This window comes from Candidatus Symbiothrix dinenymphae (assembly GCF_001431085.1).
In genome coordinates this window covers 1-26,621 of the sequence record NZ_BBRU01000555.1, presented here as the reverse complement: position 1 = coordinate 26,621, position 26,621 = coordinate 1, and the positions used below count along the sequence as shown (strand labels likewise).

At 46.2% G+C, this 26,621-nt stretch carries 17 protein-coding genes; 4 read left to right on the top strand and 13 right to left on the bottom strand.

From position 1 onward, the window contains the following. The first annotated feature begins 201 nt into the window (after positions 1–201). On the top strand, positions 202–1,536 hold the full coding sequence (locus ASC50_RS05705; RefSeq protein WP_056928794.1) for an AAA family ATPase: 1,335 nt from the start codon (positions 202–204) through the stop codon (positions 1,534–1,536). On the opposite strand, the gene ASC50_RS05700 is transcribed toward ASC50_RS05705, so the two are convergent. Beyond that, positions 1,509–2,678, bottom strand: a complete 1,170-nt coding sequence (locus ASC50_RS05700; RefSeq protein WP_056928798.1) for a 1-acyl-sn-glycerol-3-phosphate acyltransferase — start codon at positions 2,676–2,678, stop codon at positions 1,509–1,511. The two genes, ASC50_RS05705 and ASC50_RS05700, sit on opposite strands and share 28 nt — an antisense overlap. Then, the gene (locus ASC50_RS05695) at positions 2,656–3,810 is read right to left on the bottom strand and encodes a D-alanine--D-alanine ligase family protein (RefSeq protein ID WP_056928797.1); all 1,155 of its coding nucleotides are present in this window, start codon (positions 3,808–3,810) and stop codon (positions 2,656–2,658) included. Before ASC50_RS05695 ends, ASC50_RS05700 begins: the two co-directional genes overlap by 23 nt. 160 nt (positions 3,811–3,970) lie before the next feature. On the opposite strand from ASC50_RS05695, the gene ASC50_RS05690 reads away from it, so the two are divergent. Continuing rightward, the gene (locus ASC50_RS05690) at positions 3,971–4,795 is read left to right on the top strand and encodes a virulence RhuM family protein (protein WP_056928793.1); all 825 of its coding nucleotides are present in this window, start codon (positions 3,971–3,973) and stop codon (positions 4,793–4,795) included. A gap of 85 nt (positions 4,796–4,880) precedes the next feature. Next, positions 4,881–6,020 carry a hypothetical protein gene (locus tag ASC50_RS05685; RefSeq protein ID WP_056928796.1) on the top strand — a complete coding sequence of 380 codons (1,140 nt, stop codon included), beginning with the start codon at positions 4,881–4,883 and terminating at the stop codon, positions 6,018–6,020. Positions 6,021–6,382: 362 nt separating this feature from the next. Here ASC50_RS05685 and ASC50_RS05680 read toward each other — a convergent pair whose 3' ends face one another. The 4 genes from ASC50_RS05680 to ASC50_RS05665 form a co-directional block, all read right to left on the bottom strand. Then, a complete protein-coding gene (locus tag ASC50_RS05680) occupies positions 6,383–7,345 on the bottom strand; it encodes an arabinan endo-1,5-alpha-L-arabinosidase (RefSeq protein WP_226995427.1) in 963 nt (320 codons plus the stop codon). A gap of 76 nt (positions 7,346–7,421) precedes the next feature. Continuing rightward, positions 7,422–8,495, bottom strand: coding sequence for a carbohydrate-binding family 9-like protein (locus tag ASC50_RS05675; RefSeq protein ID WP_056928792.1), 1,074 nt, complete (start codon positions 8,493–8,495; stop codon positions 7,422–7,424). 19 nt (positions 8,496–8,514) lie between these two features. Continuing rightward, positions 8,515–9,591 (bottom strand): glycoside hydrolase family protein, encoded by a 1,077-nt coding sequence (locus ASC50_RS05670; RefSeq protein ID WP_055432469.1) that lies wholly within the window; start codon positions 9,589–9,591, stop codon positions 8,515–8,517. Positions 9,592–10,080: 489 nt separating this feature from the next. Beyond that, positions 10,081–11,655, bottom strand: a complete 1,575-nt coding sequence (locus ASC50_RS05665) for an ATP-binding protein (RefSeq protein ID WP_055432470.1) — start codon at positions 11,653–11,655, stop codon at positions 10,081–10,083. Positions 11,656–12,075: 420 nt separating this feature from the next. Between ASC50_RS05665 and ASC50_RS05655 the strand changes: the two genes are divergently transcribed. Continuing rightward, positions 12,076–14,274: a hypothetical protein gene (locus ASC50_RS05655; protein WP_158648516.1), complete on the top strand. Its 2,199-nt coding sequence runs from the start codon at positions 12,076–12,078 to the stop codon at positions 14,272–14,274. Positions 14,275–14,552: 278 nt separating this feature from the next. Here the strand turns inward: ASC50_RS05655 and ASC50_RS05650 are convergent, their stop codons facing one another. From ASC50_RS05650 to ASC50_RS05620, 7 genes are all read right to left on the bottom strand, one after another. Continuing rightward, positions 14,553–14,807, bottom strand: coding sequence for a glycoside hydrolase family 97 N-terminal domain-containing protein (locus ASC50_RS05650; protein WP_082592111.1), 255 nt, complete (start codon positions 14,805–14,807; stop codon positions 14,553–14,555). A gap of 19 nt (positions 14,808–14,826) precedes the next feature. After that, a complete protein-coding gene (locus ASC50_RS05645) occupies positions 14,827–17,826 on the bottom strand; it encodes an FAD-dependent oxidoreductase (RefSeq protein ID WP_055432474.1) in 3,000 nt (999 codons plus the stop codon). A gap of 397 nt (positions 17,827–18,223) precedes the next feature. Further along, positions 18,224–19,672 carry an RNA-binding domain-containing protein gene (locus tag ASC50_RS05640; protein WP_055432475.1) on the bottom strand — a complete coding sequence of 483 codons (1,449 nt, stop codon included), beginning with the start codon at positions 19,670–19,672 and terminating at the stop codon, positions 18,224–18,226. 102 nt (positions 19,673–19,774) lie between these two features. Then, positions 19,775–21,055, bottom strand: a complete 1,281-nt coding sequence (locus ASC50_RS05635) for a carbohydrate-binding protein (RefSeq protein ID WP_055432476.1) — start codon at positions 21,053–21,055, stop codon at positions 19,775–19,777. A 36-nt stretch (positions 21,056–21,091) separates the two neighbouring features. Then, positions 21,092–22,462: a DUF4959 domain-containing protein gene (locus tag ASC50_RS05630; RefSeq protein WP_056928790.1), complete on the bottom strand. Its 1,371-nt coding sequence runs from the start codon at positions 22,460–22,462 to the stop codon at positions 21,092–21,094. A 61-nt stretch (positions 22,463–22,523) separates the two neighbouring features. Then, positions 22,524–24,506 (bottom strand): RagB/SusD family nutrient uptake outer membrane protein, encoded by a 1,983-nt coding sequence (locus ASC50_RS05625; protein ID WP_082592110.1) that lies wholly within the window; start codon positions 24,504–24,506, stop codon positions 22,524–22,526. 30 nt (positions 24,507–24,536) lie between these two features. Then, on the bottom strand, positions 24,537–26,621 hold a 2,085-nt coding region (locus tag ASC50_RS05620), incomplete at its 5' end, for a SusC/RagA family TonB-linked outer membrane protein (protein WP_056928789.1).

Sequence of the window (26,621 nt, the reverse complement as noted above, 5' to 3'; positions counted from 1 at the left end):
ATTATATTAAACTGATACAGAGCAAGATAAATAGCCGACCCAGAGAAAAACTCGGCTTTAAATCTCCAACTGAAGTTTTTTATCTATCTTTGTAGAAATTTTGTCGCACTTAGAAGTTGAATCTGCGTTTATTCATTTGTTCAACAATAATTTGCCAAGTCAGTTAATTTGGCTACCTTTGCGGATAAAATATAGACAGTGATGGAAACAAAAACAGTTAAGCGGTTGCCTTATGGCAATTCCAATTTTGGGCGCATTATGACAGAGAATTATGCGTATGTGGATAAGACTCGATTCATTGAACAGCTTGAAAACGAGTCTAATTCGTATCAATTTTTCATTCGTCCGCGCAAGTTCGGCAAGAGTTTGTTTTTTTCCTTGCTTGAGCATTATTATGATGTCAATCGGGCGAATAATTTTGAAAAACTCTTTGGTGATTTGTATATCGGGAAGCATCCTACGCCCCAAAAGAATGCTTATGTCGTGCTGAAATTTGATTTTTCGGGCATAGACACTTCCAGCGAAGATAACTTTCAGTTGTCGTTTTCTCGGAAAATACAAGATGCTGTTTGTCAGTTTATTACTCTTTACCGAAATCTTTTCCCCAATGCCGATGCTCTCATCCTACGGTTAATTGAGGAAAGTCCGAGCGTTCAGTCTATTCAAAAAGCTATTAACATGGCGGAATCAACAGGAGTGAAAATGTTTGTTATCATTGATGAATACGACCACTTTGCCAACGACCTCATCGCGATGGGCACGCATTTGGGAAAAGATGTTTACCACAATGTGATACACGCCAACGGTTCCGTGCGCGATTTCTACGAAGCCCTGAAAATTGGCACTAAAACAGTCATTGAACGCATTTTTATCACCGGCATTTCGCCCGTGATGTTGGACGACCTCACGAGCGGTTTCAATATCGCCGTCAATCTCACGCTCGACCCCAAATATAATGAAATGATGGGTTTTACGCAACAGGAAGTGGAGGCTCTGATGCTGGAAACGGGCGTTGACCCCAACCTTATCATTGTGGATATGGAGGCGTATTATGATGGTTATCTTTTTCACGAAGAGGGCGAACATCGCGTATATAATCCGTCCATGATTCTTTATTTATTTTATCAGATATTACAGTCTCAAAAGCCACCCAAAAATATTATCGACGACAACCTGAAAACGGATTACAGTCGTTTGCGACGCATGGTTCAAAACGAGGATAATCGCAATACGCTGACGAAAATTATTCAGGACAACGGCATTATCTCTGATGTCATCAACAAATTTACGATTGACCGTTTGGAAGATACCAAGTATTTTATTTCTCTGCTGTTCTACATGGGGTTGCTCACGGTGGATAAAGCGGTGGAGGGGAGTTTGCGATTGAAAATTCCCAATTATTCCATCCGAACTGTTTATTGGGAATATCTGGAACAAATGACATTGGAATGGAACAAAGAGGTGACGATAGATGTGACACAACAAACCGATGCGGTGTGGCAATTGGCTTACCCCGGCAATTTGTCACCCAAATGATTACGCACCGGATACCCGTACATTGTTAAAATCTTCTCCGTCAAAAAGGGGATGTCTTTGTTGGGGATGTCAATCTTCGACAGTTGCTTTTCGAGGTAGCTGTCGAAGATTTTTATTTCCGCTTCGGTGTACTTGTCCGCGCATTTGCCCGGTCCCCACAGGCGGTCGTAGGCGATGTAATTGCCCGGGTAGAGGGTGTAGTTGCGGAATATTTCGGCATCTATCAACTTGGCGGCTGCGTCTCCCTGTTCGTTTCTCGTCAGGGAGGGGTTGATTTTTTCGAGGTCGCTGTTGATAACTTTTCCGTAGCGGAAGTGGATGCGCCCTTTGTAGCCAAACATGCCGATTTCCATGCTGGCCATGTCGTCTTTGGGCGATTTTTTGAAGTCGGGGTTGTCGCGTTTTTGCTGAAATTCCTTTGCTTTCAGGTAGTCGCAGGGGTCGTATTCGTAGGATAGCGATACGGGGATGATATTCAGCGATTTAAGGTTTTCTACAAAGCTGCCTTCGCCGCCCATCGCGAGCATTTTCAGCACACTTTCTTGCGTGCGGTCGTTGGAATCTTTGGCGCGACCCTCCCGCTGGGCTATCCAGATGGGGCGGTGGCGATTTTCGATGGTGTCGTGAATGTAGCGCGACAGCAATGCCGAATTTTCCAACATTTGCCGTCCGGAAATGCCCCTGCGCACAATGAAACTGCGGTTGAGGCGCACGAGATGCTCAATCCACGGGCATGTCAAGAGGTTGTCGCCAATGGCAATTTCTGTCATATCCAAACCGTGTTTGCACAGCAATGTGCTGACTAATGTGGCATCCAAAATGATGTCGCGATGGTTGGAAATGAAGACATTAGCCCGCTCCGGCACCACATTTTCCAGCCCCGAACAATCCAAACTGTCGGAAGCTCCACCTACCAAATCGAAAGCGAACCGGCGGACAATATCCGTCTGAAATTCGGTCATTGTCTTGTAGGAGCGCATCAGTTGGCAAAAACTTTCCCAAGTCATCTGCGGGAAAACACGCTCTATCACAATGCCCATAACACGCTTAAACTCAGAGTCTTGCAAAAGAATCTCTACGATGTGTTGCGTTTCGTTGTCGCGATACGCACGAATGTTGTCAAATACGTCTGTTGTTGCCATTATTTTCAATAATTTCAGTCATTACATCTTTAATATCCAAACCTGCCGCCCGCACCTGCTGCGGAATAAAGCTCGTGCTCGTCATCCCCGGCGTGGTATTCACCTCCAGCATACGCACGTTGCCCGCCTCCGAAATGATATAATCCACCCGAATAATGCCCTGTGCGCCCACCCAATCGTAAATCTGTGAAGTGAGGGTTTGTATTTCGTCCGTCAACGCCTGTGAGATGCGTGCCGGTGTGATTTCTTCGCTTTCCAAATTGTATTTGGCGTTGTAGTCGAAAAACTCGTTTTTGGGGACGACTTCGGTGATGGGGAAAACGACGGTCTTTCGCTGGGGTGTGCTTTGTCCTTGTACAGACGTGGCGCGCCACGTCTCTACCTTGTCGCTGCCTTGTGTGCTTTGTCCTTGTACAGACGTGGCGCGCCACGTCTCTACCTTATAGCAGCCGCATGTGACTTCTGTGCCGGGCATGAAACGTTCAATCATCACCTCTTGCCCTTCTTTAAATGCCTCATCAATAGCCGGTTGCAATTCTTCCGCTGTGTGCACTTTGGTTGTGCCAAAACTGGAACCACCGTCGTTGGGCTTCACAAAAACAGGCAATCCCAACTCTTCTATGATAGCGGATGGTGCGAGCGGAGCATTTTTGCGCACAAGCACCGATTGCGCCGTTTTCACCCCAAAATTGCGCAGATAATTGACACAATAAAATTTGTTGAACGTCAGCGCAGCCGCCCCCACGCCGCAGCAGGAATACGGAATGCCCAACATATCCAAATAGCCTTGCAGCAATCCGTTTTCGCCCGGTGTACCGTGAATGGTGATGTAGGCAAAATCAAATTTGATTTTTTCGCCGTTGTGCGTAAATGAGAAGTCGTTTTTGTCGATGATGGGATTGCGGGTCAAGCCCGCAATGACAGACGGGGCACCGTCATTGCGGGCTTGACCCGCAACCCCCTCCTCAGAGAGCATCACCTCCCATGTGTCCTTAGTGATCAGCACAATAAACAAATTGTACTTCTCCTTATCAATAAAGGAATAAATACCCTGCGCACTTTTCAGCGATACAACGCTCTCTGACGAATAGCCGCCCGCCACAATGGCGATATTTTTATGATTGTTTGTCATATTTTTATCCATTAACAGCGGACAAAGGTACAAATTTTTTATAAAAAGTGGTAATATTTGCCGACTTTTTAGAATAAAGTGTGAGAAGTTATGATTTTTTTGTATCTTTGCAGCCGATTTGTGATAACACAATGGCTAAAACAGATATAAATAACTGATTATGAGTAATAAAGATGAAATTGTATTCTATCAACCGGATAATTTTACCCGGTTGGACGTGCGAGTGGAAGAAGACACAGTGTGGCTGACACAGGCGCAAATGGTTGCCCTTTTTGAGAGGCATGTGTCTGTGATTTCGCGACATATCAAAAAAATATTTGAGGAAGGAGAGTTGGATGAAAAAAGCAATTTGCATTTTTTGCAAATTGCAAATTCGGACAAACCAATTGCATTTTATAGCCTTGATGTTATCATTTCTGTGGGTTATCGTGTGAAATCGCAGCGAGGTACAGAATTTCGCATCTGGGCAATCAAAACATTAAGAGATTGTATCCTACGTGGTTACGCAGTAAATCCAAGAATAGAAAACTTGGAATATCGCGTGACTGAAACCGAAAAGCAAATTGCTTTTTTCGTGCAAAAATCATTGCCGCCGCTGGAGGGAATTTTTTATGACGGGCAAGTTTTTGATGCTTACATATTTGCTGCTGAGTTGGTGAAATCCGCCAAAAAATCAATTATTCTCATTGATAACTATGTGGATGAAAGCGTGTTGCTTTTGCTATCCAAGCGAGATGAGCAAGTGAGCGCAACCATTTACACACCGCAAATATCAGCACAATTTAAACTTGATTTGCAAAAACATCAAACCCAATATCCGGAAATTTCTGTCAAAATATTTACGCACGCGCACGACCGTTTTTTGATTATTGACGATGACGTGTATCACATTGGCGCATCGGTCAAAGATTTAGGCAAAAAAATGTTTGCTTTCACAAAAATGGGATTTACTGCCGGAGCTATTTTGTCCGGAACTTGTTTTTAAATAAATGCAAAAAAAAAAATCCAACATTTGCTTTGCACCCCATTTAATTTTTGTACTTTTGTCGCCACTAATAAATACAAATGTGATGGCAATACACGTAAAAGAAATTCGCGACAAGGAGGACTTGAGGGCGTTCGTCAAGTTCAATATCGACCTCTATGAGGGTAATCCTTATCATGTTCCGGGCTTGATTGATGACGAAATGATGACGTTGGACAAACTTCGAAATCCGGCGTTCGACTTTTGCGAGTCAATCTATTTTTTGGCTTACGACGGCTGCAAAATTGTGGGGCGCATCGCCGGCATCATCAATCACCGTGCCAATGAAACGTGGAAACAGCGCTATGCCCGCTTCGGGTTTGTCGATTTTGTTGACGACGAGGCTGTGTCAAAGGCTCTGTTTGAGGCGGTTGAGACATGGGCAATTTCCAAAGGAATGAACGGCATACAAGGTCCGCTGGGCTTCACCGACCTCGACCATGAGGGGTTGTTGGTGTGGGGATTCGACCGCGTGGGCACGATGGCAACGGCTTACAGTTTCCCCTATTATATGGAGCATCTGGCGAAACTCGGTTATGCCAAAGACCAGGATTGGCAAGAATTTTGCATCACAATACCAAAAAAAATACCGGAAAAACACCAGCGCATTTCGGAATTGGTGATGAAAAAATACGGGCTAACCATAAAAAAATTCAAAAATTCAAGACAGATATGGCCCTATGCAAAAAAAATCTTTAAACTGTGGAATGAGGCTTACAAACCTCTCTATGGCTATTCGGAACTGTCTGACAAGCAGATTGACTACTATATAAAAATGTATATCCCGATGCTGCGTCTGGATTTGATTACTTTGGTGATTCGCGAAACCGACGATGCCGTTGTGGGTTTGGCAATCACCCTCCCCAGCCTCTCGGTGGCATTGCAGAAAGCGAAAGGGAGCCTCCTGCCTTTCGGATGGGTGCATCTGCTGAAAGCCATGTACGGCAAGGACAACAAAACGGTTGATTTGTACATCATCGGCATTGCGCCCGAATATCAAAGCAGAGGTGTGAATGCCCTACTATTCTACGACCTCATCCCCATGTTCAACAAATATGGCTTCGAGCGTGCCGAAAGCAATCCCGAACTGGAACTAAACAAAAAAGTGCAGTCGCAGTGGGAATATTTTGAATCAGAGCACATTAAAACACGCCGAGCGTTTTTGAAACTCCTGAAAAATGGCTAAATCTTTTTTTAGGTGCTATTTTTACTTGCCCGGAGCGCAGTCCCATTATGGACAGAATTGTGCGGCTCGTTTTGTCCCGCAGGGACAGCACTTTATTAACCGTAGACTTCAGTCTACGGGAGTGATGGAGTCCCCGCCCCCCCCCAAGTCCCGCATGGGACGACACATTGTTATTCAGCAAAATTGCACCCATCTCAAGTGTCGTCCCATGCGGGACTAATGGAATCTTAGCATCTTTTATACCGTAGACTAAAGTCTACGGTTAATAAAGTGCTGTCCCTGCGGGACAAAACGAGCCGCACAGTTCTGTCCATAATGGGACTGCGCTCCGGGCAAGTAAAAATAGCACCTGAAAAAAAAATTTAGCCTGCGTTCATTATCATTTTGATTTTTGGGAAATCATTTTCCCATTCCACTGTTGCGATGACAAGTTTTGACGCGCCATTTTCGGCTTTGACGTAGGCGTGTGCCACAAAAATGTCTTTGCCGTCGATGTTGTGAACGCCGCAATGTCCTACGCCTGCCCACGCTTCGTTGCCTTGCAAAATCACTGTTCCGCCGCCATTATCCAGGCGCACGCCATCTTGGTCGATATACGGTCCGGTAACTTTTTCGGCACGCCCCACAATCACTTTGTAGTCGCTTTTCAGTCCGCGACAACAATAATCAATTGAGGCAAAAAGATAGTAATAATTTCCTTTTTTGTAAATAAAAGGTGCTTCCACTGCGTTGTCGTCTGTTTTGCGGCGTATCAGCGAATACCACTCTTGCGGCTCGGCAATTTTCAGACTGTCGGGCGTGAGTCGCACCATTTTAATGCCGTCCCAAAAAGAGCCGAAATTCATCCACGGCGTTCCTTCATCGTCCACAATGACGTTGGCATCAATGGCATTCCAACTGTCGCGTGCAGGTATCGATTGCACTATCAAACCGGCATCGTGCCAGCCATAATCGGCACTGTTTTTATCCAAAGTTTTGGTAGAAGCGTGTCCGATGGCAGACGTATTTTTGCCAAAAGCGGAACAGGAATAAAAAACATGGTAACGACCTTGATAATAAAGCACATCGGGTGCCCAAATATGTCCGCGAAAATTTGGAATGGCGGCAATCGCCCATTTCGGCGGCTCGGAAAAAACAGGCGGCTCAATATCCCAGAGTGTCAAGTCGTAGGACGACATTATGCTCACACCAAAACCGGTTGTAAAAAGATAATAACGTTTACCTTCCTTTATCAACACAGGGTCGTGCGCCACAGGATTCACAATATTTGTCATCTGTTGCGGTGCACGTTGCCGGTTGGCATTGTTGGCATTTTCTTGCGCCAAAATTTCATAAATTGTTGAAAATGAAATTATTAAAATCAATAAAATGGTTCTCATAAAATTTTCTGCAAATGTACATTTAAAATACTTTCCCTTCGTGGATGATATTTTGCGTATTGCCGTCTGCGTCTGTGATGGTCAGGATGTATTGTTGCTGCGTGGCATCCAATTTTAAGGTGTTGGCTTTGCCGTCCACCTGCACCTTGGCGGGAATTTTCAGTTCGGCAAGCGTTGCGGCGTATTTCTTATTCTTGCCGCGGTATTCCTGTTGCCGGTGGAACACCAGCCAGAGATATTGCCGTTGCAACTCCCTGTAAGGCATTTGGAAAGTGGGAAGCGGGTTGCTGTTAGCCGGTGCAAACTGTATATATCCCCATCGTTCGGGCATGTGCATGGCTATGGCGCCCGTAGGCGACCACACCCAGTTGTGTTCGGGCAGCACCGCTCCGTTGGCTTGTTTCTTCTTCACATATTCACCGTCAATAATATCCACTTCCCATTCCACACGCGAGAAGCCCAAGCGCCAGATGTCGTTTTCCCTGGGAGCGTGGCGTTCCATCGACGAATATGGGATAGCCATCTCCACCGTCCATCCTGTGTCTTCGTCGCTTGCGTCGTTCAACGAGCCTTGCACGTTAACGGCGTGTTTCAGCCCTTTGCAGTCCCACTGAATGAGCACATTCGCACCCGAGCGGTAGGTTTTTGATAGAAACAGGTCGAAAATCGTGTTCAGCACATTGATTTCTATCTCGAAATAGTTGTGCGCCGTGTTGGACGGGTCGATGAAGACTTCAAAATCATGGTCGTGATACACCACTTGGTCGTGCTTGGTGAGCGTGCCCCACACATGCCTGTCCGTCAGTTGCGCCGCGATGTACAGATAATCCTTGTCCCACAGCATCTTTGCCTTGGTGGGATAATACGGTATCGGTTTCGAGGCGCCTTCAATATCGCGAAATTCGTTGGTCCACGGGATATTTTTCCACGCATTGTCTTCTATATTGCCGTCGATGAAAGGCGGATGGTTGGCAAAAGGCACCACATAACTTTCCGGTGTGGTGAAAAACCGTTCCAGTCCTTTGAACAAATCCGTTTGAGCATTGGCAACCGTCACAAATGCTGCCATGGCTGTGATTAAAAATATCTTTTGCATGATAATTAAAGCATGAATGTTATTTGATAGATTTTACTGCTGCATCCAATGCCTGCCAATGTTCTTCGCTCATTCTGCCGGGGGTGAAGAGGCAAATGCCCGAAGCGCCGCTCCGCAGGGAGCCGTGTATGGCTTCTTCCATTTCCGACGGCAGCAATCCGTGGTGTTCCGGGTCGAGGTGTTCGGCTTTGTGCTTCCAGTCGGGGCAGATGAACAAACCGCTGTACACGGGTATCTTGCCGTTCACCGCAGCGGTTTCCTCGCGGCAGATGCCTTCCAGCCAGTCGGCACCTTCCAGATAGAAATCATTGTAGTTCATGGGGAACACAGCGTCCAAATCCCATTTGTGCCATTCCTGCCGCACTAATTTTTTGGCAAGCGTGGGACCGGGGAACACCGCTGCACTGATTTTTTTGCCCTTGGCGTGAATGTTGGCAGCCAGGCGATTCACCAAAGTGGTAATCTGGTTGTAGCGGAATTGCTTCCACTCCTCGCTTTTGGAAGGGTCTTCCAACGATTTGACGTCGATGCCCGAAGCCGTTTTAAATGCCGCCACGCACTGGTCGCAATAGCAATAATCGGCAGGCGCATATTCTTCGTCCATCACCAAACCGTATTTATCCCACAGCCCGCGAGCCAAAATCACGTCGGGGAAACGGATATAGTCCAGATGAATGAAATCGACATCGGGAATATCGGCTATGGCTGCGTATCGCTCGTTCAGGTATTGAAACACTTCCTCTTTTTGCGGACACAGAAATTTGTAATAACCCACAAAGGCAGGCTTACTGTAAGCCGACTGTCCGTTGCGATTGACGGCATACAGGGTGGAATCGCCGAAGCTGCCGTCGCATAAGGCTCTTGTCCACACATGGTATTCCAAGCCATGGGCGTGGGCAATGCGGGCTACTTCCGCATTGTCGCTATTGTCTCTGCAGCATACGCCGGTGACGCCACGCGATTTAAGTTGTGTAAACAACTCGTTGGCATTCTCAGGATTTGCGCCCGTCCAAGCATATATTTTAACCGGATCCGGCGACTGACTGCATGAAACAAACATGCAGAAGATAAAAACGAAAAAGGATATTGACTTCATAAATAAAATTATTAAAATTTTCTGCAAAGGTACAATAAAAAATTGATATAAAAGTACTTTTTTGCAAAATAAATATAGGCTAATTTTTTTTCAGGTGCTATTTTTTGCAGACGGTGTTTTGTCCCGCAGGGACAGCACTTTATTAACCGTAGACTTCAGTCTACGGTATAAAAATGCTCAGATTCCATTAGTCCCGCATGGGACGACACTTGAGATTGGTGCAGTTTTGCTGAATAGCAATGTGTCGTCCCATGCGGGACTTGGGGGAGGCAGTGGCTCCGTCACTCCCGTAGACTGAAGTCTACGGTTAATAAAGTGCTGTCCCTGCGGGACAATAAGAGCCGCACAGTTCTGTCCATAATGGGACTGCGCTCTGGGCAAGTAAAAATAGCACCTGAAAAAACGATTTAGCCGTAAACGTAAATTTGCATCAACTGTTCTGCAATCGCCTTGTCCGAAATGCGTTTTTATCATTATTTCAAAAGTTTATTATGATAACTCCTCCATCCGACAAGCAATCTCTTTTCCGGCAAAAGCCACGCCCAAGAGCGCAATGCGCTTGTTTTCGCCTGCATAGCGTTCATAATACCGCCGAGCGCGGATTTGTGCCAATGCCTCGTCTAATAGCGCATCAGTTGTGGTTGTTCGCGCGTTGGTGTATTTAATCTCTGCTACGACTACCCGCTCTTGCCATGTCCACACGGCATCAATGCGCCCTTTGTCGGTATTCACTTCGGCATCCACCTTGAAGCCCAGCATATTGAGCCACAATAGCAGCATTGAATGATAATATTTTTCATCTTTTCCCCACAATTGGTTGGGGATGCGGGCAAACATCGCTTGCAGGTTGCGCTCAAATGACTTTGGGTCGCCATCCAAAAGGAGCTCCATCATGTCGCTACGGGTCGTATCCACATCTGCAACATCTATCGCAGCATGAGCGGCAAACAAATGGGCTGTTAATGCACGATTGACCTCTTCGTTTGGCAGACCTAAAATGTATCTTAATTCACCAAACGCATTTTTTTGTGTTTTTTTGATGGTCAGATAGCCCGTCTGAAACATCAATATGCGCGGGTTTATCGTCCGAATATCAAAACTGTCGAATCTTTCTGCCTGCATTGGAATTGGCTCCAGCAAGGCTTGTATATCATTGTGCTCTTTTAGAATATTGACTATAAAAGTGGGGCTACCGGTTGCAAACCAGTGGTCTTTAAACACTTGCTGTCTAAAAAACATCAAAGTTGAAAACGAATTATACACAAACGTTTCGCCATCCCAGGAATAGCCGTCATACCAGTATTTGATTTTCTCAATTGCCTCCTGTTTGCTGCATTCGTGCTTTTGAGCCAGTTCTACAATATAGGGGTCAAAACAGGACTCCAACTCTGCCTGCGTATAGCCGCAAATCGTGGCAAATTGTGCTTCAAGTGTAATATCTATCAGATTGTTTAACCCCGAAAAAATAGAAACCTTGGAAAATTTGGACACGCCCGTCAAAAACACAAAACGCAAATGCTCATCGGCAGCTTTCATCACCTGATAGAAATCGTGCAAAACCAGACGGTTAGCGTCTGCAATGTCAAGATTTGAGAGATTGTCGATGATGGGTTTGTCGTATTCATCAATTAAAACGACAACTTGCTTTTCGGCAGAGCAGTGCAACTTTTCTATCAATTCTTTAAACCTGTCGGAAAGATTTACCATCTCAAGGTTTATTTTATACTCTGCCGCTTTTGCTTTCACGCATCCCAGCAAAGAGTTCGTCAACGCTTCCGGACTCCGATTAGACGTTCCCCCAAAATCAATCCGAATCACCGGACTCGTCACTGTCCAATCCCAATTATCTTCAATCCACAGCCCCCTAAATAAGGATTTTTTGCCCTTAAATATTTCTTCCATCGTGCTCACCAGCAGCGACTTCCCAAATCGACGTGGGCGTGACAAGAAAAAAGTTGTGCCCGATGTGATAAGGTGGTGAATAACCTCTGTCTTATCAACGTACAAGCAATCATCATTGCGCAATTTCGCAAACGACTGGATTCCGATAGGTAATTTTTGCATGATCTTTTAATTTGCCGCAAAGTTACACATTTTTTGCTTACCTCCGCCCAAAATCGTCATACAAACAGCAATTCAGCAAGCAAAATGGTAAAAAAACACATAAATATCTGATAGTCAATGCCTTTATATTTAACGGTACAATGAGTTAGCCGTTTTCGTTTTCCGTTTTTTATCCCGTAGGGATGAAATAATCGTGTCATGCAATTTCCGGTAATTTTAAAATTGTTTTTATCCCGTAAGGATAAAAACAGAACGCAAAAATTTGGATTTTTAGAACAGATTTCAAAAAAAATATTGTACCTTTGCGCCGATTTTAGACAAAGTTTTTACCGGACTTCGGCTTTGTTGAAAAATCAATTTGAAAAAAGTAGTTTTTAGAAGTCCCCATAAATGAATAAATATAAATATATATATAAAATTATGAAAGCGAAAGCGAAATTGTTTTGTGTTAGTCTTCTATTGGCTACTATCGGATGTTCCGCAAAAGAAACCTACCGTGTTTCTTCCGGAAAATCGAGTATTGAACTGACAAAGTCGGGCGAAATCGTCGGCTTCAAAACCGGTAAAGTCAGCCGACCCATTCGGGGGTGCATCCGCTTGGCAGGATGCAGCGATGAAGAAGGCATTACCGTTCGGAAACAGGCAAAAGGGATACTCGAATTTTCCCGAATCGTCAAAAACCAATCCGGCAATCAAGCCCGAATCACTGAGCGGTTTATTCCAAACCACACAGGCATCCGTTGGGAAGCGGAAATTGCAGGTCTCGATGCGCCTTGGACAACGCCGATACAGCGTGTATGGGACTATAATTACCCGAATAGTGTCACTGAAAATGTAAAATTCTGGACAGCGTGGAGCGACCCTGCTTGCAGCGATACGCCGGGAACAGGAAAATGGACTGACCCCCTTTCCCCGCAGGATATTTCACAATTATCCGATTCGGTGAAACTTTATTACGGCTTGGTTCCGTTTAATTTCAATTCGACGAGCAGCAATACCCCGATAACCGCCAATCTGTTCTGTATTCCGATGCTTTCGTTTTTGGAACCGGACAGCGATTTCGGTATCACATTGGCTCAAGCCCTGTCGGACACCTTGCTCGACATCACCCTGTCGCTGACAAAAACAGGCGAAGCCACATTGGAATATTTGAATCATCGGATTTCCAAAAATTCACCCATCATCCTTCGGGCAGACATCGTTCCGCACGAAGCCGACTGGCGCGGCGGTCTGCGTTATGTAACGGAAACCTACCCTGAATATTTTGAGCCGGTCATTCCCATAGCGCATGAAATTGCCGGCACCGCTTCCTACTCCAACGCGATGGACAAGATTTGCGCCAATGCCGAAAAGTATCATAAAATGTCGTATCGCATCAATTGGCAGGCAAGTTATGATTTCCCTTGGTTTGGAATGTACATCCCGCCGGTTGCGGACGATGTGGAATGGACAACCTTCGGGCATTCCTCCGGCGGCACGCGGCCATATACCATCAAAAAGTATGAGGAGGAAGCCGCAATGATGAAAAAGCACGGCTTTTACACACTCAATTATTTCAATGTAGCCGAAATGGGTACTCATATCAAATTTCCGGCTCCCCCGCGAACGACAGAGAACGATAACGACTTGTGGAAAAACGCCAACGATTTCGTATATGAGAAACTCGGCGATGCCATTCTAATGCTGCCTGTCAATCCCGATGCCGCCAAAGGAAATCAGGCGGACTATGAAGGCAAGCCTCATCTCTCGTGGTATGCCAGTGTGGTAATGGATTGCGGTGTTCCCTCGTACCGCGATTTTCTATTGGAACAGGCGCGACTCCACATCGAAAAAGTCCCCAGCGCCGTCGGCATTTGCATTGACCGGCTCGATTGGTTACGCTACTACAACCTGCGCGGAGATGACGGCGTGAGTTGGTTTCACAGTAGACCCAGCCGCTCGTTCGTCGTTGCGTGGAACGAACTCCTCGAACCGTTGGGCAAGATATTGCACGATGCCAACAAAGTGATTTACGCCAATAATATGCATAAACGAATGGATGTCCAAAAAAATCTCGACGGCATTTACGACGAATTTGGAGACTACGGAACGGCGCTCAATCTGACGGCATTTTGCACGTTGAAATGTCCTGCTCTCGGCTGGACACGTTCGGAAAAGGATTTACAACCCGACCCGGATGCGTATTTTCAGAGGTTTATCTATCTGGGCGTTTATCCGACAGCGCCGTTAGACGGCAACGACCATACAGTACGTCCCGACACACTTGCGGACAAATACTTTACCGATTATGGTCCGCTGATGGATGCCATACGCGGCAAACAATGGGTGTTGCAGCCGCGCTGTATTGAAGTGAAGGGGGATGCGAAAGCCAATTTGTTTGCAGTCCCCGGCGGCTTCGTGGTTCCGGTATGTTTCGCCAAAGACGGAAAGACCGTTGAGGTTTTGATACGAAACGTCAAAGGGTTGGAAAATGCCAAAGCGGAAGCGATTCATCCCGGTGGTGCAACGGCGGCGGTTCCGGTTCGCTACGAGAAGGGAACACTTTCCTTGCAAGTACCTGTCGAACGAGGTACGGCAATGGTGCGTTTAACAATTAACAACACAAATAAAAAAATATGAAAGTATCCTAAATCTTTTTTTTCAGGTGCTATTATTTCGCAAACGGTGTTTTATCCCGTAGGGATTATAGCTCGGTAGAAATGGAATGTTTCCCCCATTCCTGCATCCCGTAGGGATGCAACATAATCCGCAATCGGTTGCATCCCTACGGGATGCAGGGTGGAGATGAGGATTGGCTTTTCTACCGAGCTATAATCCCTACGGGATAAGAGGCTATGTATATTTGTCCCTGCGGTACAAAACACCGTTTGCGAAATAATAGCACCTGAAAAAAAGATTTAGCCGGGTTTTCCCAAATTCAGATTCCTCCCGAATAGACCATTGTCAAATTCAAGACTCAGAGGGGAATCGCCAACCAACGATTTTTTCTTGTACATGACACTGTACACCGGGGTTTCATCCAAGCGGAAAGTAAACCCGATATTTCCGTCGGGGGATAACAATTTGACCGTTTTTTGGGCTGACACCGTAGCGGATGCCAGCATACATACGATACTGAATACTACTACTTTAATTACTTTAATTTGTTTCATTTCGTTTAATATCTTATTATTATTTCAATATTTCATCAGCATAGCGCGCATAGTGACCTTGCAATCCTTCGGCATACCGCCGCAGGACGGCTTCGCCCACTCCGTTTTGGTCGCCGCAGAGATACAGGGCTCTTGCGAGGTGCAATTCTTTCAGCGCTATGTTGCGGGTGGAGACATCGTTATAATCGGGCACTACTGCATTGCGGGCTGTTTGGTAGGAATCAAGCGCATGGCAACTTATCCCCGGCGCCGAGAGCATTTCCGCCAACACCGGGATAGCCTCTTTGCTGTTTATCGCTTCCGTAGCCATTGTGATGGCTCGATAGTGCGAAAATTCACTTTCGGGTTCGAGCAGACGCGCCTTTTCGAGGAGCACGCCGAGTGTTGAAGCGTCTTTTGCATTGCCAAGTGCTGTTATCTTGGCGTCAAGAGGGCTTAAACACATTCCAAACTGCCCCATGCCTGTGTAGTTCCAGCCACTGTCCCATTGCGATTGGCTTGCAATGTAATCTTTTAAGGTAGAAGCATATTCGCTGTTACCCAACATGCAGAGAATGCTGGCATAAATGATTTTATGCTCGGCAGGCAAATTTGGCGTTTTCAGTTGGTTACGAATCAAGGCAATACACTTTAATTTATCGGTCAGCAGCACCTCAAGACCTTTATAATTGTCGGAAACAGTCAGTGTCGCTTCTTTCAATTCCTTGTCGCTGAATGATTTAAACTCCTTGTCGGTCAATACTCTTTGGGGTAGATTACCGATGCTTACGAGGTATTTTTGAATTTTCTTTATGTCCACCTTGCGGATGGGTTTGTTTTCCTTGACGGCGACGGCTGCCAAATAGCCGACCGAATGACCCTGAGTTTGCACACAGGACTGCATCCTGATAACAGGCATCGCATCGCGGTGTGCGCTTATTCCAAGTCCTGTAATCATGATTCCGTCGATACCTTTTGGCAGAAGACTTCGCAGCGGCACATCGGCATCGTAAATTTTATGTCGCTCCATGGGCGGACTTAACAGGAAATAGGGGTCGTAGATATAACCGTGCGTATCGAACGAACTTTGATGAAACGAAATAGTATCGCTATAACGGCGATGATTGAGCACATCACATACCGAAACCGTATATTCGCCGACGACACGCCGCCGTTCGCGGGTTTGCGGAATCTTTACCATATCGTAGTTACCGGCGAATTTAACTTTCGCCTGAATATAAGCACGGGACACGTCAAGTACGTCGGTGTCGTCGATAAAGAGCCAGTCGTTGTTGTTATACCAATCGCCCAATTCCCATTTGCCCATGCCGGCTCCCTGAACGGCGAGCGAGACTTTTCCCGTATTTCTGGAATCTGCTCCTGCCGCAACCGCAATGTCGGCAGCACCGGTGCTGTCTATCAAGACCTTTGACAGTACGACACCACGTCCAAAGGGCGTTGCCACCACAATTCCGCGTACGGTATTGTTTTCCGTAAGAGCGCCGCAGCCGGTCACACCGAACCACAGTTCGCCATTCTCTTTCAACAGTTCGCGACGGAGCCACTCCATCTTCCAGTCGGATTGCGATGATTCTTTCCAGTCTTTGAACTGACGGGGATGGTCTTGGGGCGCCATGGCATGGATGCCTTCGTCGAGACGAGCCGTATATCCTTCGCGGTAGCCGTCCCAGTAATGACCTATCATTCCGAGCGAACTCAGACCGCCGAGACCGTGAAGATATTCCAACACAAGCGTTTTGGCTCCATGCTGAGCGGCAGAGATACCGGCAGTCGCTCCGGCAGTTCCCCCACCAAGCACAACGACGTCATAACTTCCCAATACGGGAAGCGCTCCCGCAGGAGAATCCACATAGCCCTTGTGACGTCCTTTGCGAAGCGGTTTCAGGATTTCCCCTATCTCGCCGTAATTATGTGCGTTTGCCTTTGTCTGACGAACAGAGAATTGCGAAGGCATAGCTACTTTTTTTACTTCAGCGCCGATTTTGTCGCCCAATATCTCGCCAAGGAACATGCCTGTAACAGGTCGCATCACTTTCGCCATCGTGTCGCGCGACAATCCGGCGGCGGGACCAATCACCCAGAGGTTGGCAATACCTTTGGGACGGAAAGCCGACTCCGGCAGTTTGCGCACGGAAGTCAACTTGTCGGAAAAAGAACTTTCGCACACGAGCGTTTCTTTCGGTATATACCACAAAAGGTCGGAACTGTCCACCTGGTCGGCATCCCATGTTTTGTCGCGTGCCAACTGTTCTACTTGCATCAGCGAGGCATACGAGTTGTCTTTCACGAAAACCGAGAAAGTATATTGAGTTGCCGGATATTTTTTACCTCTCCAGCTGACAGGTTGCGCAAAAGGTGTCGCTTTCGTTATTTCGTCTGCCTGCTTGGGACTGTTGCCTATTACGGTATAAATGTAATCACGCACGCCCGGCTCGAACTTCGCCGTCTCCGCTCCGAACATTGCAGCCACCGAAGCGGTATGCGTGGCATCGAGCACGCCCTTGCAGCGCACAGCCTGCCGACCGGAACGATTGGCAATCACTACACCGGCGGGATTGCCCGAACGGTCGGTAATGACATTCGTCACATAGCAACTGTAAAGAAAATCGACGTTGTTGTCTATCAATTCGCTTTCGAGCGTCGTCTTGACATGCAGCGGCACAGGGTGGTTTCTGTCGGGGAAGATTTTGCGGGCAAGCGGCGTCTGTGGATTTTCGTCCGCAGAACGTTCATAGAGCATCGACCCACAAATATCATTGCCCAGATACGGCAATTCCGCCACAAGGAATACCTTACAGCCTTTTTTAGATGCCGCAACCGCCGCCGCAATAGCCCGCGAACTGCCGCCGACAACGACAAGGTCAACTTCGGCAATCACCGGTATCTTGCGTGACGACTCTGAGGCGTAATCCATATCAGGCAGCAAGGGCTGCATGGCTGCGCGGGCTTCCGCCACATTACCAACGGTAGCCAGCACACCGCTCGCCGCCGTTAGTTTGATAAAATCTCTTCTAAGCATTGTTTTTATTTTTTATTTATTAATAATTTCAAAAATTTCATTTCACAAAAGTAATATTTATTTTAAATGATAACTAAATTCCAGTGAAAATCACATAACCGTTACATAACCATTACATAAGAATATTACTGATTATCAATGGTTTAACTTAAAAAAAAGTTCCACAATTACATTACCATTACATAACCATCACATAACCATCACATAACCATCACATAACCATCACATAACCATCACATAAGAATATTGCTGATTATCAATGGTTTAACTTTTCAAAATAGCCCCATAATTACATTACCGTTACATTAGCGTCACATTAGATATTACTGATTATCAATGGTTTAACTTTTACAAATAGCCTTATAGTCAAAAACCATTACATTAGCGTTACATTAAATTATCCCCAAAAAGGGATATAACGGGAGTAGCGTTTGGCTTTATTATCAGGGTCTTCGTCTTTAATAAATCCGGCTTCTATTGCGGTCTTTATAATTTTGGAAACCGTTGGATAATTCTTTTCTTCCACCTCAAACCGTTCACGCAGGCTTTGATTTGTCATTTTTTCATTTTGCGTATAGCGCAGGCAACAGTGTTGATAACACGCATTTATCTTGTCTTTGTGACTCATTTCCGACAGTTTTTGATACGCATATATTGTTACTGTTGTTCTGAGTTCATCAACCAAAATATTGATTGGCGGCAAGTGGTATAGTTCGTTATTCGATATGGCTTTATCCATGCCACTTCCTTTTTCTTCACAGAGGTTGGCTCGACGCATCAAGTCTGCCATTTTTTCGTTTCGGGAGACATATTCGTCTATAAACCGTTCGGGAACAATCAGCGGTTGCCCCGGGTTGGATATGGCAACGCGGTCGGCATAAATTTCTACCATCGGGAAACCTTTTTCTTCCGGATTTTGATGGATAATGCAGTTGGCTGTCAACTCGCGAATGGAAATTTCGGGATAGGTGCGTTGGTTGTCACGCAAGGCTCTGCCAATGACTTCATTCGCCGGCAACTGTCCGTTTATCCAATCCATCATGCTTTCAAAGCCTACACAATAGCCTTTGGTAAAACTTTGTTCCCTTTCCGTTTCCGTTTTGCCTTTTCCTTTGTAAACAATTACTCGGACGGCTTTTCGGTAGAGGTCGTCAAAATCGTTCAGGTTTTTAGCAAACAGCAAAGCACCCAATTTCGTGATGGAGTAACCCGAATTTTCTTTCACTATCAACTGTTCGGAAATAAATTTCTCAATCACACCTGCTTGATTGCTTGGATATGGAATTTTTAGCAATTCAAAGTAAGTTTGTGTACTTAACAAATCTATCACTTCGGATGCGGAAAGTTTGGATTTGGCAATTTCATTTTCCAATTGGTAATCGGTATTTTGCCAAATCTTACGTTCTTTTTCCTCAAAATCAATCAACTTCCTCGTAATACTGCCTACTCGGATGTAGGCTTGGTGCAAAAACAAGACAGGACGATTTTTAGCGGCAGGAACAATAAACAGAGAAATATGCTTACCTTCTTCATAATCAAATTCCTCTATTGTGAAATCAATACGTGGATTCAATCGTGATGCAAGCCAATTTTCCAATTCTTCGTTGCCCTTTTTATGGCTTTTTGCTTTGAAGTCAGTACCTAAAACACGATGCGTTTCATTTTCAATGCCGAAAACCAAATAGCCTAATGTTTGATTATGAAGCCGTGCTGTATTGGACAATGCCGAAATCCGTTCCCCGATTTCTTCCGGGGAATGAAAATTATGTTTGAATTCAATCCATTCATTTTCTTTGGGTTGAGATGTCAAATCGTTGACTAACGAAATCAATTGTTCTGTCTCCATTGCAAAATTATTTAACAGCACAAAGGTAGGTTATTTTTGGCAATCAACAAAATTTCAATTAAAAAGGGGCGCACCTGCGGTGCGCCCCTACAATAATCCGGGTTATGGGAATGGACGCACAAACGTCAGCCTAAGCCCGCCAAAATTGTGATTGGAGACAGCTGCAGTCCACTTGAATTTATGTAGTCCCGCATCCAGCGGAAGTTCTACCTGGGGATCCACCCATTCAAAAAGACTCCAATTCCTATTATTGGTAATGGGTATCCGACCGAGTATGTCCATGTTGTCGCAGGTAAGAACGGCAAAAGCGCCCTCTCCATCCTTAGCCCGATTATACTCAAGCTTATATATTCCGGCATCTACTACTTCTACCGTATAAACCCACCAATCTCTTTCTCCCATCCATCCTACACCTACGAGACCGGGGGTGCCGGCGGCGTTTCTGGCATTATAATCAATCCCGCCATAGCCGTTGTTATAGGGTCCGCCTGTTTCACCTCCGGCATTCCGATAGGCGTTTCCGTCGTTGCTAGAGCCATTTGCTCGGAAGAGTGCCTTACCCGGTCCGCCAAAGTCGTAAGCTCCTGCGCTGAGGACGAATGGCGCTAAATTCGTAACATAATACGGATTGCCTATATAAGTAGCCGCTGTAGGTGGGAATGGGGTTGTTAGCGTTAAGTAGGCATTTAAATCAGCCGTGTTCATCGTCGTTATATTTAGATTATAACCGGTAAGAGGGACCTCTTCAATGGCGTCTTTCGGCAACACCTTAAAAGAAAGATCTACAGATAAGGTTTGACTTGCCGACAAACCGGAGAGTACGACTAAGTTTCTGCTTCCCGATGCAGTTGTACTATGCGTACCTGATGCGTTGGTATAGCTATACGTTACCTCGGTAACAGTATATACATTGGGGAAAGCCTTCCAAACGATAGCGGCTTGCGTTGTGTTGGCGGTATATGATAAACCGTCAATCATCAACAGATCTATATCCGCTTGGGTGATAGGTTTTCCTTCCGCTGTTACCGGCGTGGATACATTGCCATACTTGTCCTTGGTATAAATCTTGAAGTGATACACTTGCGCAATTTTAAGCCCCTCAATATTCACAAAGGAACGCGCAGGCTCAAACTCCACTACCGTATCGGCATATTCCACCACGGTTTTTACCGCTCTCGGGAGATACAGGGAGTCGGGGTCACGGCTCGACAACAAGTCAATCTCTACCCTTTCAAGACCTGCTCTCAGTTTTACGTTCGTTTGCACATATCCGGCCGGATAGACCGTTTCGGAATCGACAAGCTCGTTGATGTTGTCGTAAATATCGCCGTTGCATGAACTCATCAATGCAACCATTCCTGTCAAAATAAAATACTTTTTCATCTTTATTTATTTTTAATTTGTAATTCGTAATTTCTGTCACGGTGTTTGTACTTGCGCTTTTCTGCCAAACAGCGTTATTTCGGACAATAGACCGGGAGAAGCGTAGTCACGTCTAAATCGCTCAATAGCCTCGTACCTGAAATAGCGGGTGCGCGGTGTGTATTTCGGGTCGTCGGGATACATGAAAGCTTCATCGCCTTTTATACCCTGAAGCATCATCTCCAGCTCGCTCATATCAGTAGGCTTCTCAATAAATACCTCATTGATGAGCCTCCATACGCCCGTGTCCTTGTCGCCGTCTAACCAGTAAACCCTGTATATTTGCACATTACTATACTCGTAAAACCATCCGTGATTATCAAGCTTGCATTCCCAAGGATAGGCATACGTCCACTTTTGGTGGGTAGTGATGCGGCTTATTTCATAATAAGCACCGAGGTCAACAAGGACATTAAAGGCATTGTAGGGCGGTCTGTTATTGACATCAATCAGCGTTGGCACGCCATCCACCATTTTTTCTACATTCCACGTTCCGTTAAATTCGGCCACATTGATGGCTATATTGACACCATCATTCTCGAGGATTCCATCTATGATGCACTCGTTTTTTCCCATCCCCATACTTCCATTCGACATATACACAGCCCTTCCGAGTGAATCTACCCCGATTTCCGTTCCGGGGACAGGCAATGTCCACAGTTTTTTGTTCAGCATCGAGTCCCGCATCACGTTCAGTGTCCCCATATCGTAGGCTTTGGATTCGTTGCCATAAGCGTCGGCAACGGTGACTTGCACTTTGACAGGTTCAGTCGCGGGAATGTCCAGGTCCTTAATGAACTGCCGGTCAACACGTTTCCTTGACGAAATTGCCTGACGCACCGAACGGGGACTTCCATTCAGGGAATAACTTAAATCAACATATATGCTGATATTTTGCTGCAAATCGTTTTCCCAGTCGAGCATCAAGGCTGCAAAAGCGGGTTTTACCGTCAGCGATTCCGCCACCTTAGTGAAAGCAGGTTCTAAGGGTTTTACGGGAGGAACATTTACCGCATTTGAAGATTTGTTGCCTGCCCTGTCTACGGCATACAGTTGAACGACATGTTCTGTGGTATCGGCAAACCCCCATAATTCCAATGATTTGGCATAAAGCGACACCGCCGACTTTATGACTTTACCGGTGGTTTCTGATGTAAATGAGGCTTCAATACTTATCAAATCCTCGTCGTCGGGGATTTTGTAAAAAAACCTCGCACCACCGGGAAGCCGCTGCACACTGTCAAACACAGGAGGCGCCGGCGGAGTAGTATCATCCGAAGAGATGCCAAACCGTTCCCCCTCCGAGCAGGCATAAAAACCTGCCACCGCAAGAAGCAATAAAATTGCCATTTTCCTAAAATTTTTCATAATCTATAATTTTTAAATTTTTAATATCTAAACTCTAAACTCTAATAACTAAACTCTAAACCTACCATCCCGGATTTTGAATAAGTTTTTCATTCTTGTTCAATTCACTCGTAGGAAGCGGCCAAAGGCAATCGCGCAGGGTAAACATGCGGGGCTGACAAAGTCGCACTTGGAAAAAATCTGTGGCATTCTCGCCGGCCTTATCCCATCCCATCACAGGGGCATTGAACTCCGTTACTGCTTTTCTGGCGCGGAGCATATCCCAGAAAATGTGTCCTTCGAACGCAAATTCCACTTTTCTTTCGTGAGCGATGATATCTCTCATGTCATCTTTATAGCGATGCTTGCCTCGAGCTGTCCCCGTTACGTTTGGTCCGGTGTAGGCATCTTGCACAGTTGGAATGCCTGCTCTTAGACGCACCTTGTTGATAGCTTCCCACACCTCGTCATTGGGAGCATCCAATGTCTCGTTGAGTGCTTCGGCTTTCATCAGATACAAATCCGCCAGACGGATAATCGGTGTCGGGTAGAGTGTTATTGTCCGAGGGTCATCATTCATACTGGTTATCTCTACCGGTTTTTGCGCCCCTATAGCCGTCCAAAAGGCATAAGAGGACTGTGCACTTTGCACGCCACCCGGTGTGCCAAAATAGAATTTCGTGGGGATGCGCCAGCTGTATGCCCGCCAATAACTGCCGGTGATACCGACATTGGCATAAAAACGCAACTCCCTGTTCAGGTAGAGTTTAATCGTTTCGGCATCGGGTTGCAGGATACCGCGTGTCTTGGCATATTCCGTCGGATTGGACGACGGACCGGGGGTTGTCACTACATCATACTTGGTGGCGTCACTGAATGTAATGTCTTCATCCAGGGGAAGCCCGTTAGCAGTATAAAACCGTTCCAGAGTTTTGTAGCTGGCACCCAAGGACTGTGAGCTATTTCGTGGATTATTCCAGCCCATGGTTCCCGGATGGCCAAGACCATTCTGAATCATGATATTTGCATCGGTATATATTTCCTGGTTATCCGTGAAGGGGAGATTGGAACATCCCCAAATCAGCTCCTTGTTCCACCGGTCGCATATCACCATTCTCAAATTATAATAGGTCTGCATGATGTCAGTGTTGGCATCAAAGTCAGCCTGGTCTACATCCAGTATCCTTTTTTCGTACCTATACATCGCCACTCCGTTTGCCTCGCACAGCTCGATGGCTTTGTTGATGGCTGTGAGCGCATCCTGCCATTTGACTTGTGTGGTGGCGGCATCGTCCTGAGGGAAAAAGAGACCTTTGTCAGCATCATAAAAATTGTTGTAATCGCCGTTGCCGCTGTAGAACTTACTTGCCCTGTAGAGCAGCACCCGCGCTTTGATGGCTGAGGCTCCCAACTTGTCTATTTGCCCGAGGTCAATACCTTCCCTTCTCATGGCAAGAGCGTCTATGGCTTCATCTATTGTCTTGACGATATAGTTGAAACACTCGTCAATTTTACTGCGCGGTACGTACATGGATTCCAGTTTATCGTTAGGCGATACTACTTTGTCCATAATCACTATGGGACCATACTGCCGCAGCAGCAAAAAGTGATAATAGGCTTTCAGGAACTTCGCCTGCGCTTTCCAGTCCTCTTTTTCAGAGAAAGACATATCTTGTACTGCATCAATCCTGTTGATGAAATCGTTACACACGCCAATGCCCACATACAACGGCTTGGCACCATCGGTTCCCGACCATATACCCAGATAGGGTGCATCGGGAGTCATACGCCGTTCCATCACCCGAATAGGCGACCACTGGGTGTAATCCACGTTATACTCCGGTTGAACCCATTCGTCGCCCAGCAGCCAAGTGGATTTTCGCCTGTTATCCAAGGGCATATAGAAGTAAACGCTTGCCAATGCATTATAAGCCTCTTCCCGCGTGGTATAAATACCTTCCAGGGTCTTGTTCTTGTCCGGAACGATGTTTAAATAATCCGAACATGACGGAAAGACGCACATCGCGGCAACAGATGATAAAATAAATTTTCTAATTGATTTCATAATTTTTAATTTTTAATTTTTAATTTTTAATTAAAATGATACTTGTAATCCCACATTAAACCTCCTGTTGAGAGGATAACCCATACCGCTTCTGCCCATTTCGGGGTCCCACTGCTTGAAGGGGCTAATCACAAAGAGGTTTTCGGCACTGAAATACAAACGAATGTTTTCCAGTCCTATTCTCTTGATGTTGTCGAAATTGTATCCCGCTTCAACAGTCTTGAGCCTCAGGAAGGAGGCATCGCGCAACCACCACGACGATGGCTGTGTATTGTTCGCTATCTCCTCAGTGGATAAACGAGGCCAGAAGGCATGCACGTCCGGATTTGTTTCGCTCCACGAGCCGCGCGCCACTATTGCCAAAGCATTGCGCCTACTTACAAAGGGTGCTATGCCGTGTGCATCAAGGCTGCCATTGCCATCACTGTCATAATTTCCCTTGGGGTCGATAAAGAACGAAACCCTTGCACTCCCCTGGAAGAAGAAAGACACGTCCACTTTCTTAAAACCGGAGGACAGTCCAAATCCGTACTGTATTTCGGGCGTTGTGGGAAAGCCCATGGGGATTTGGTCGTTCTGATTTACCACGCCATCACCGTTGACGTCCTTGTATTTGATGTCGCCGGCTCGGGGAATGCTGCCTCCAAAAATCTGCGACGGGGAGCGCGCCACTTCTTCATCGTCCACAAAGAGGCGCTCTGCCACATAACCCCACTGCACACCGGCACTGCGTCCCTTCCTGTTGAGGTATTCATCCTTATTATTAGGTTCATCATATTCCGTATATTTGTTCGCGGCATACGTCATATTGACACGTCCCGTGAGCCAAAAATCGTTGGTGAAAAACTTCTGGTAGTCGATAGAGCCGTCGATACCCTGCGATTCCATCTTGCCGACATTACCGTACACCTTGGTTTCCAATCCTGCCGTTGTCGGGATGTTTGAACGCTCCATATAGATATTGCTCCGGTTCTCCTTGAAAAAATCTACCTGCATTTTCAGCGGACTGCCCTTAAGCAAGCCCAATTCCAGTCCGACATTGAATTTCTCGGAAACTTCCCATCCTATATCGGGATTGGCATACCTGACTATTGAATATCCCGGCTTGGAGTAATCCAATCGTTCACCCCATTTATATTCTCTGCCACCGTCCGAGATTTGCGAAAGGAAATGAAACCTGTCCTTCCTCGCTGCAATAGCATCGTTACCGACCAATCCCCAGGTGAATTTGAATTTCAGCAAATCAACAATGTCCTTGGCGGGTTCCCAAAATGATTCATTGGAAACCAGCCAACCGGCACCGAAAGAGGGAAAGAAACCGAATTGCTTGGAGCCGGTAAATTTCTCCGAACCGTTGTAACCGTAGCCAAATTCAGCGAAATAGCGGTCGTCAAAATCGTAGGTCACACGGCCTGAATTGCCGACATTCCGTTCCGGTAAAGTTTCAAATATATCACCACCGGCAACACTGAACAGGTTTTCCTGCACCATGAACACCGTCATGGCACCAACGGAATGTAAGCCGAATGTACGGTCCCAGTTCGCACGGCCTTCAAAATAATACTTGACGGAACTGGTGCGCTCAGGCACCGCCTGAGTGAGCGCGGGTGTTCCATTGTTGTTAAGACGAAACAGCCGGTAGTCACCCGTAATCAGGTTATAGTCCTGCAAGTCATAAAAATACGGATTGTAGGTCCTTTTCATGCCATATTTTGACCAGGTACTGGCGGACACTTTTGCCTGTAATTTCAAGCCTTTGGTCACGAAGTCCAAATTCTGCAACAGGGTAGCCTGCGCGGTAACGGTGCTCTCGTCTCTCGTTTCATATCCCTTCACCATTTCGGCGTAAGGATTGCTTTTCATACCTGTTGATGATGTTGCCAGCGGACGGTTTCCGAACATTGTATGAGCCACATTTTGGTAGGCGAGGTCCGGCTCATATACCACAGGGAAATCCACAGGATTGCCCTCTATCACCATATTGAAGATGTCGCTTGCTGAGGTGGCAGGACCCGTATATTTCTCATACCGTGCCAGCAGGCGTGTGTCTAAGGTAGTCGTGGGCGACAGTTTGAATATCACATTGTTACGGAGATTGAACCGGTTAATGTCGAT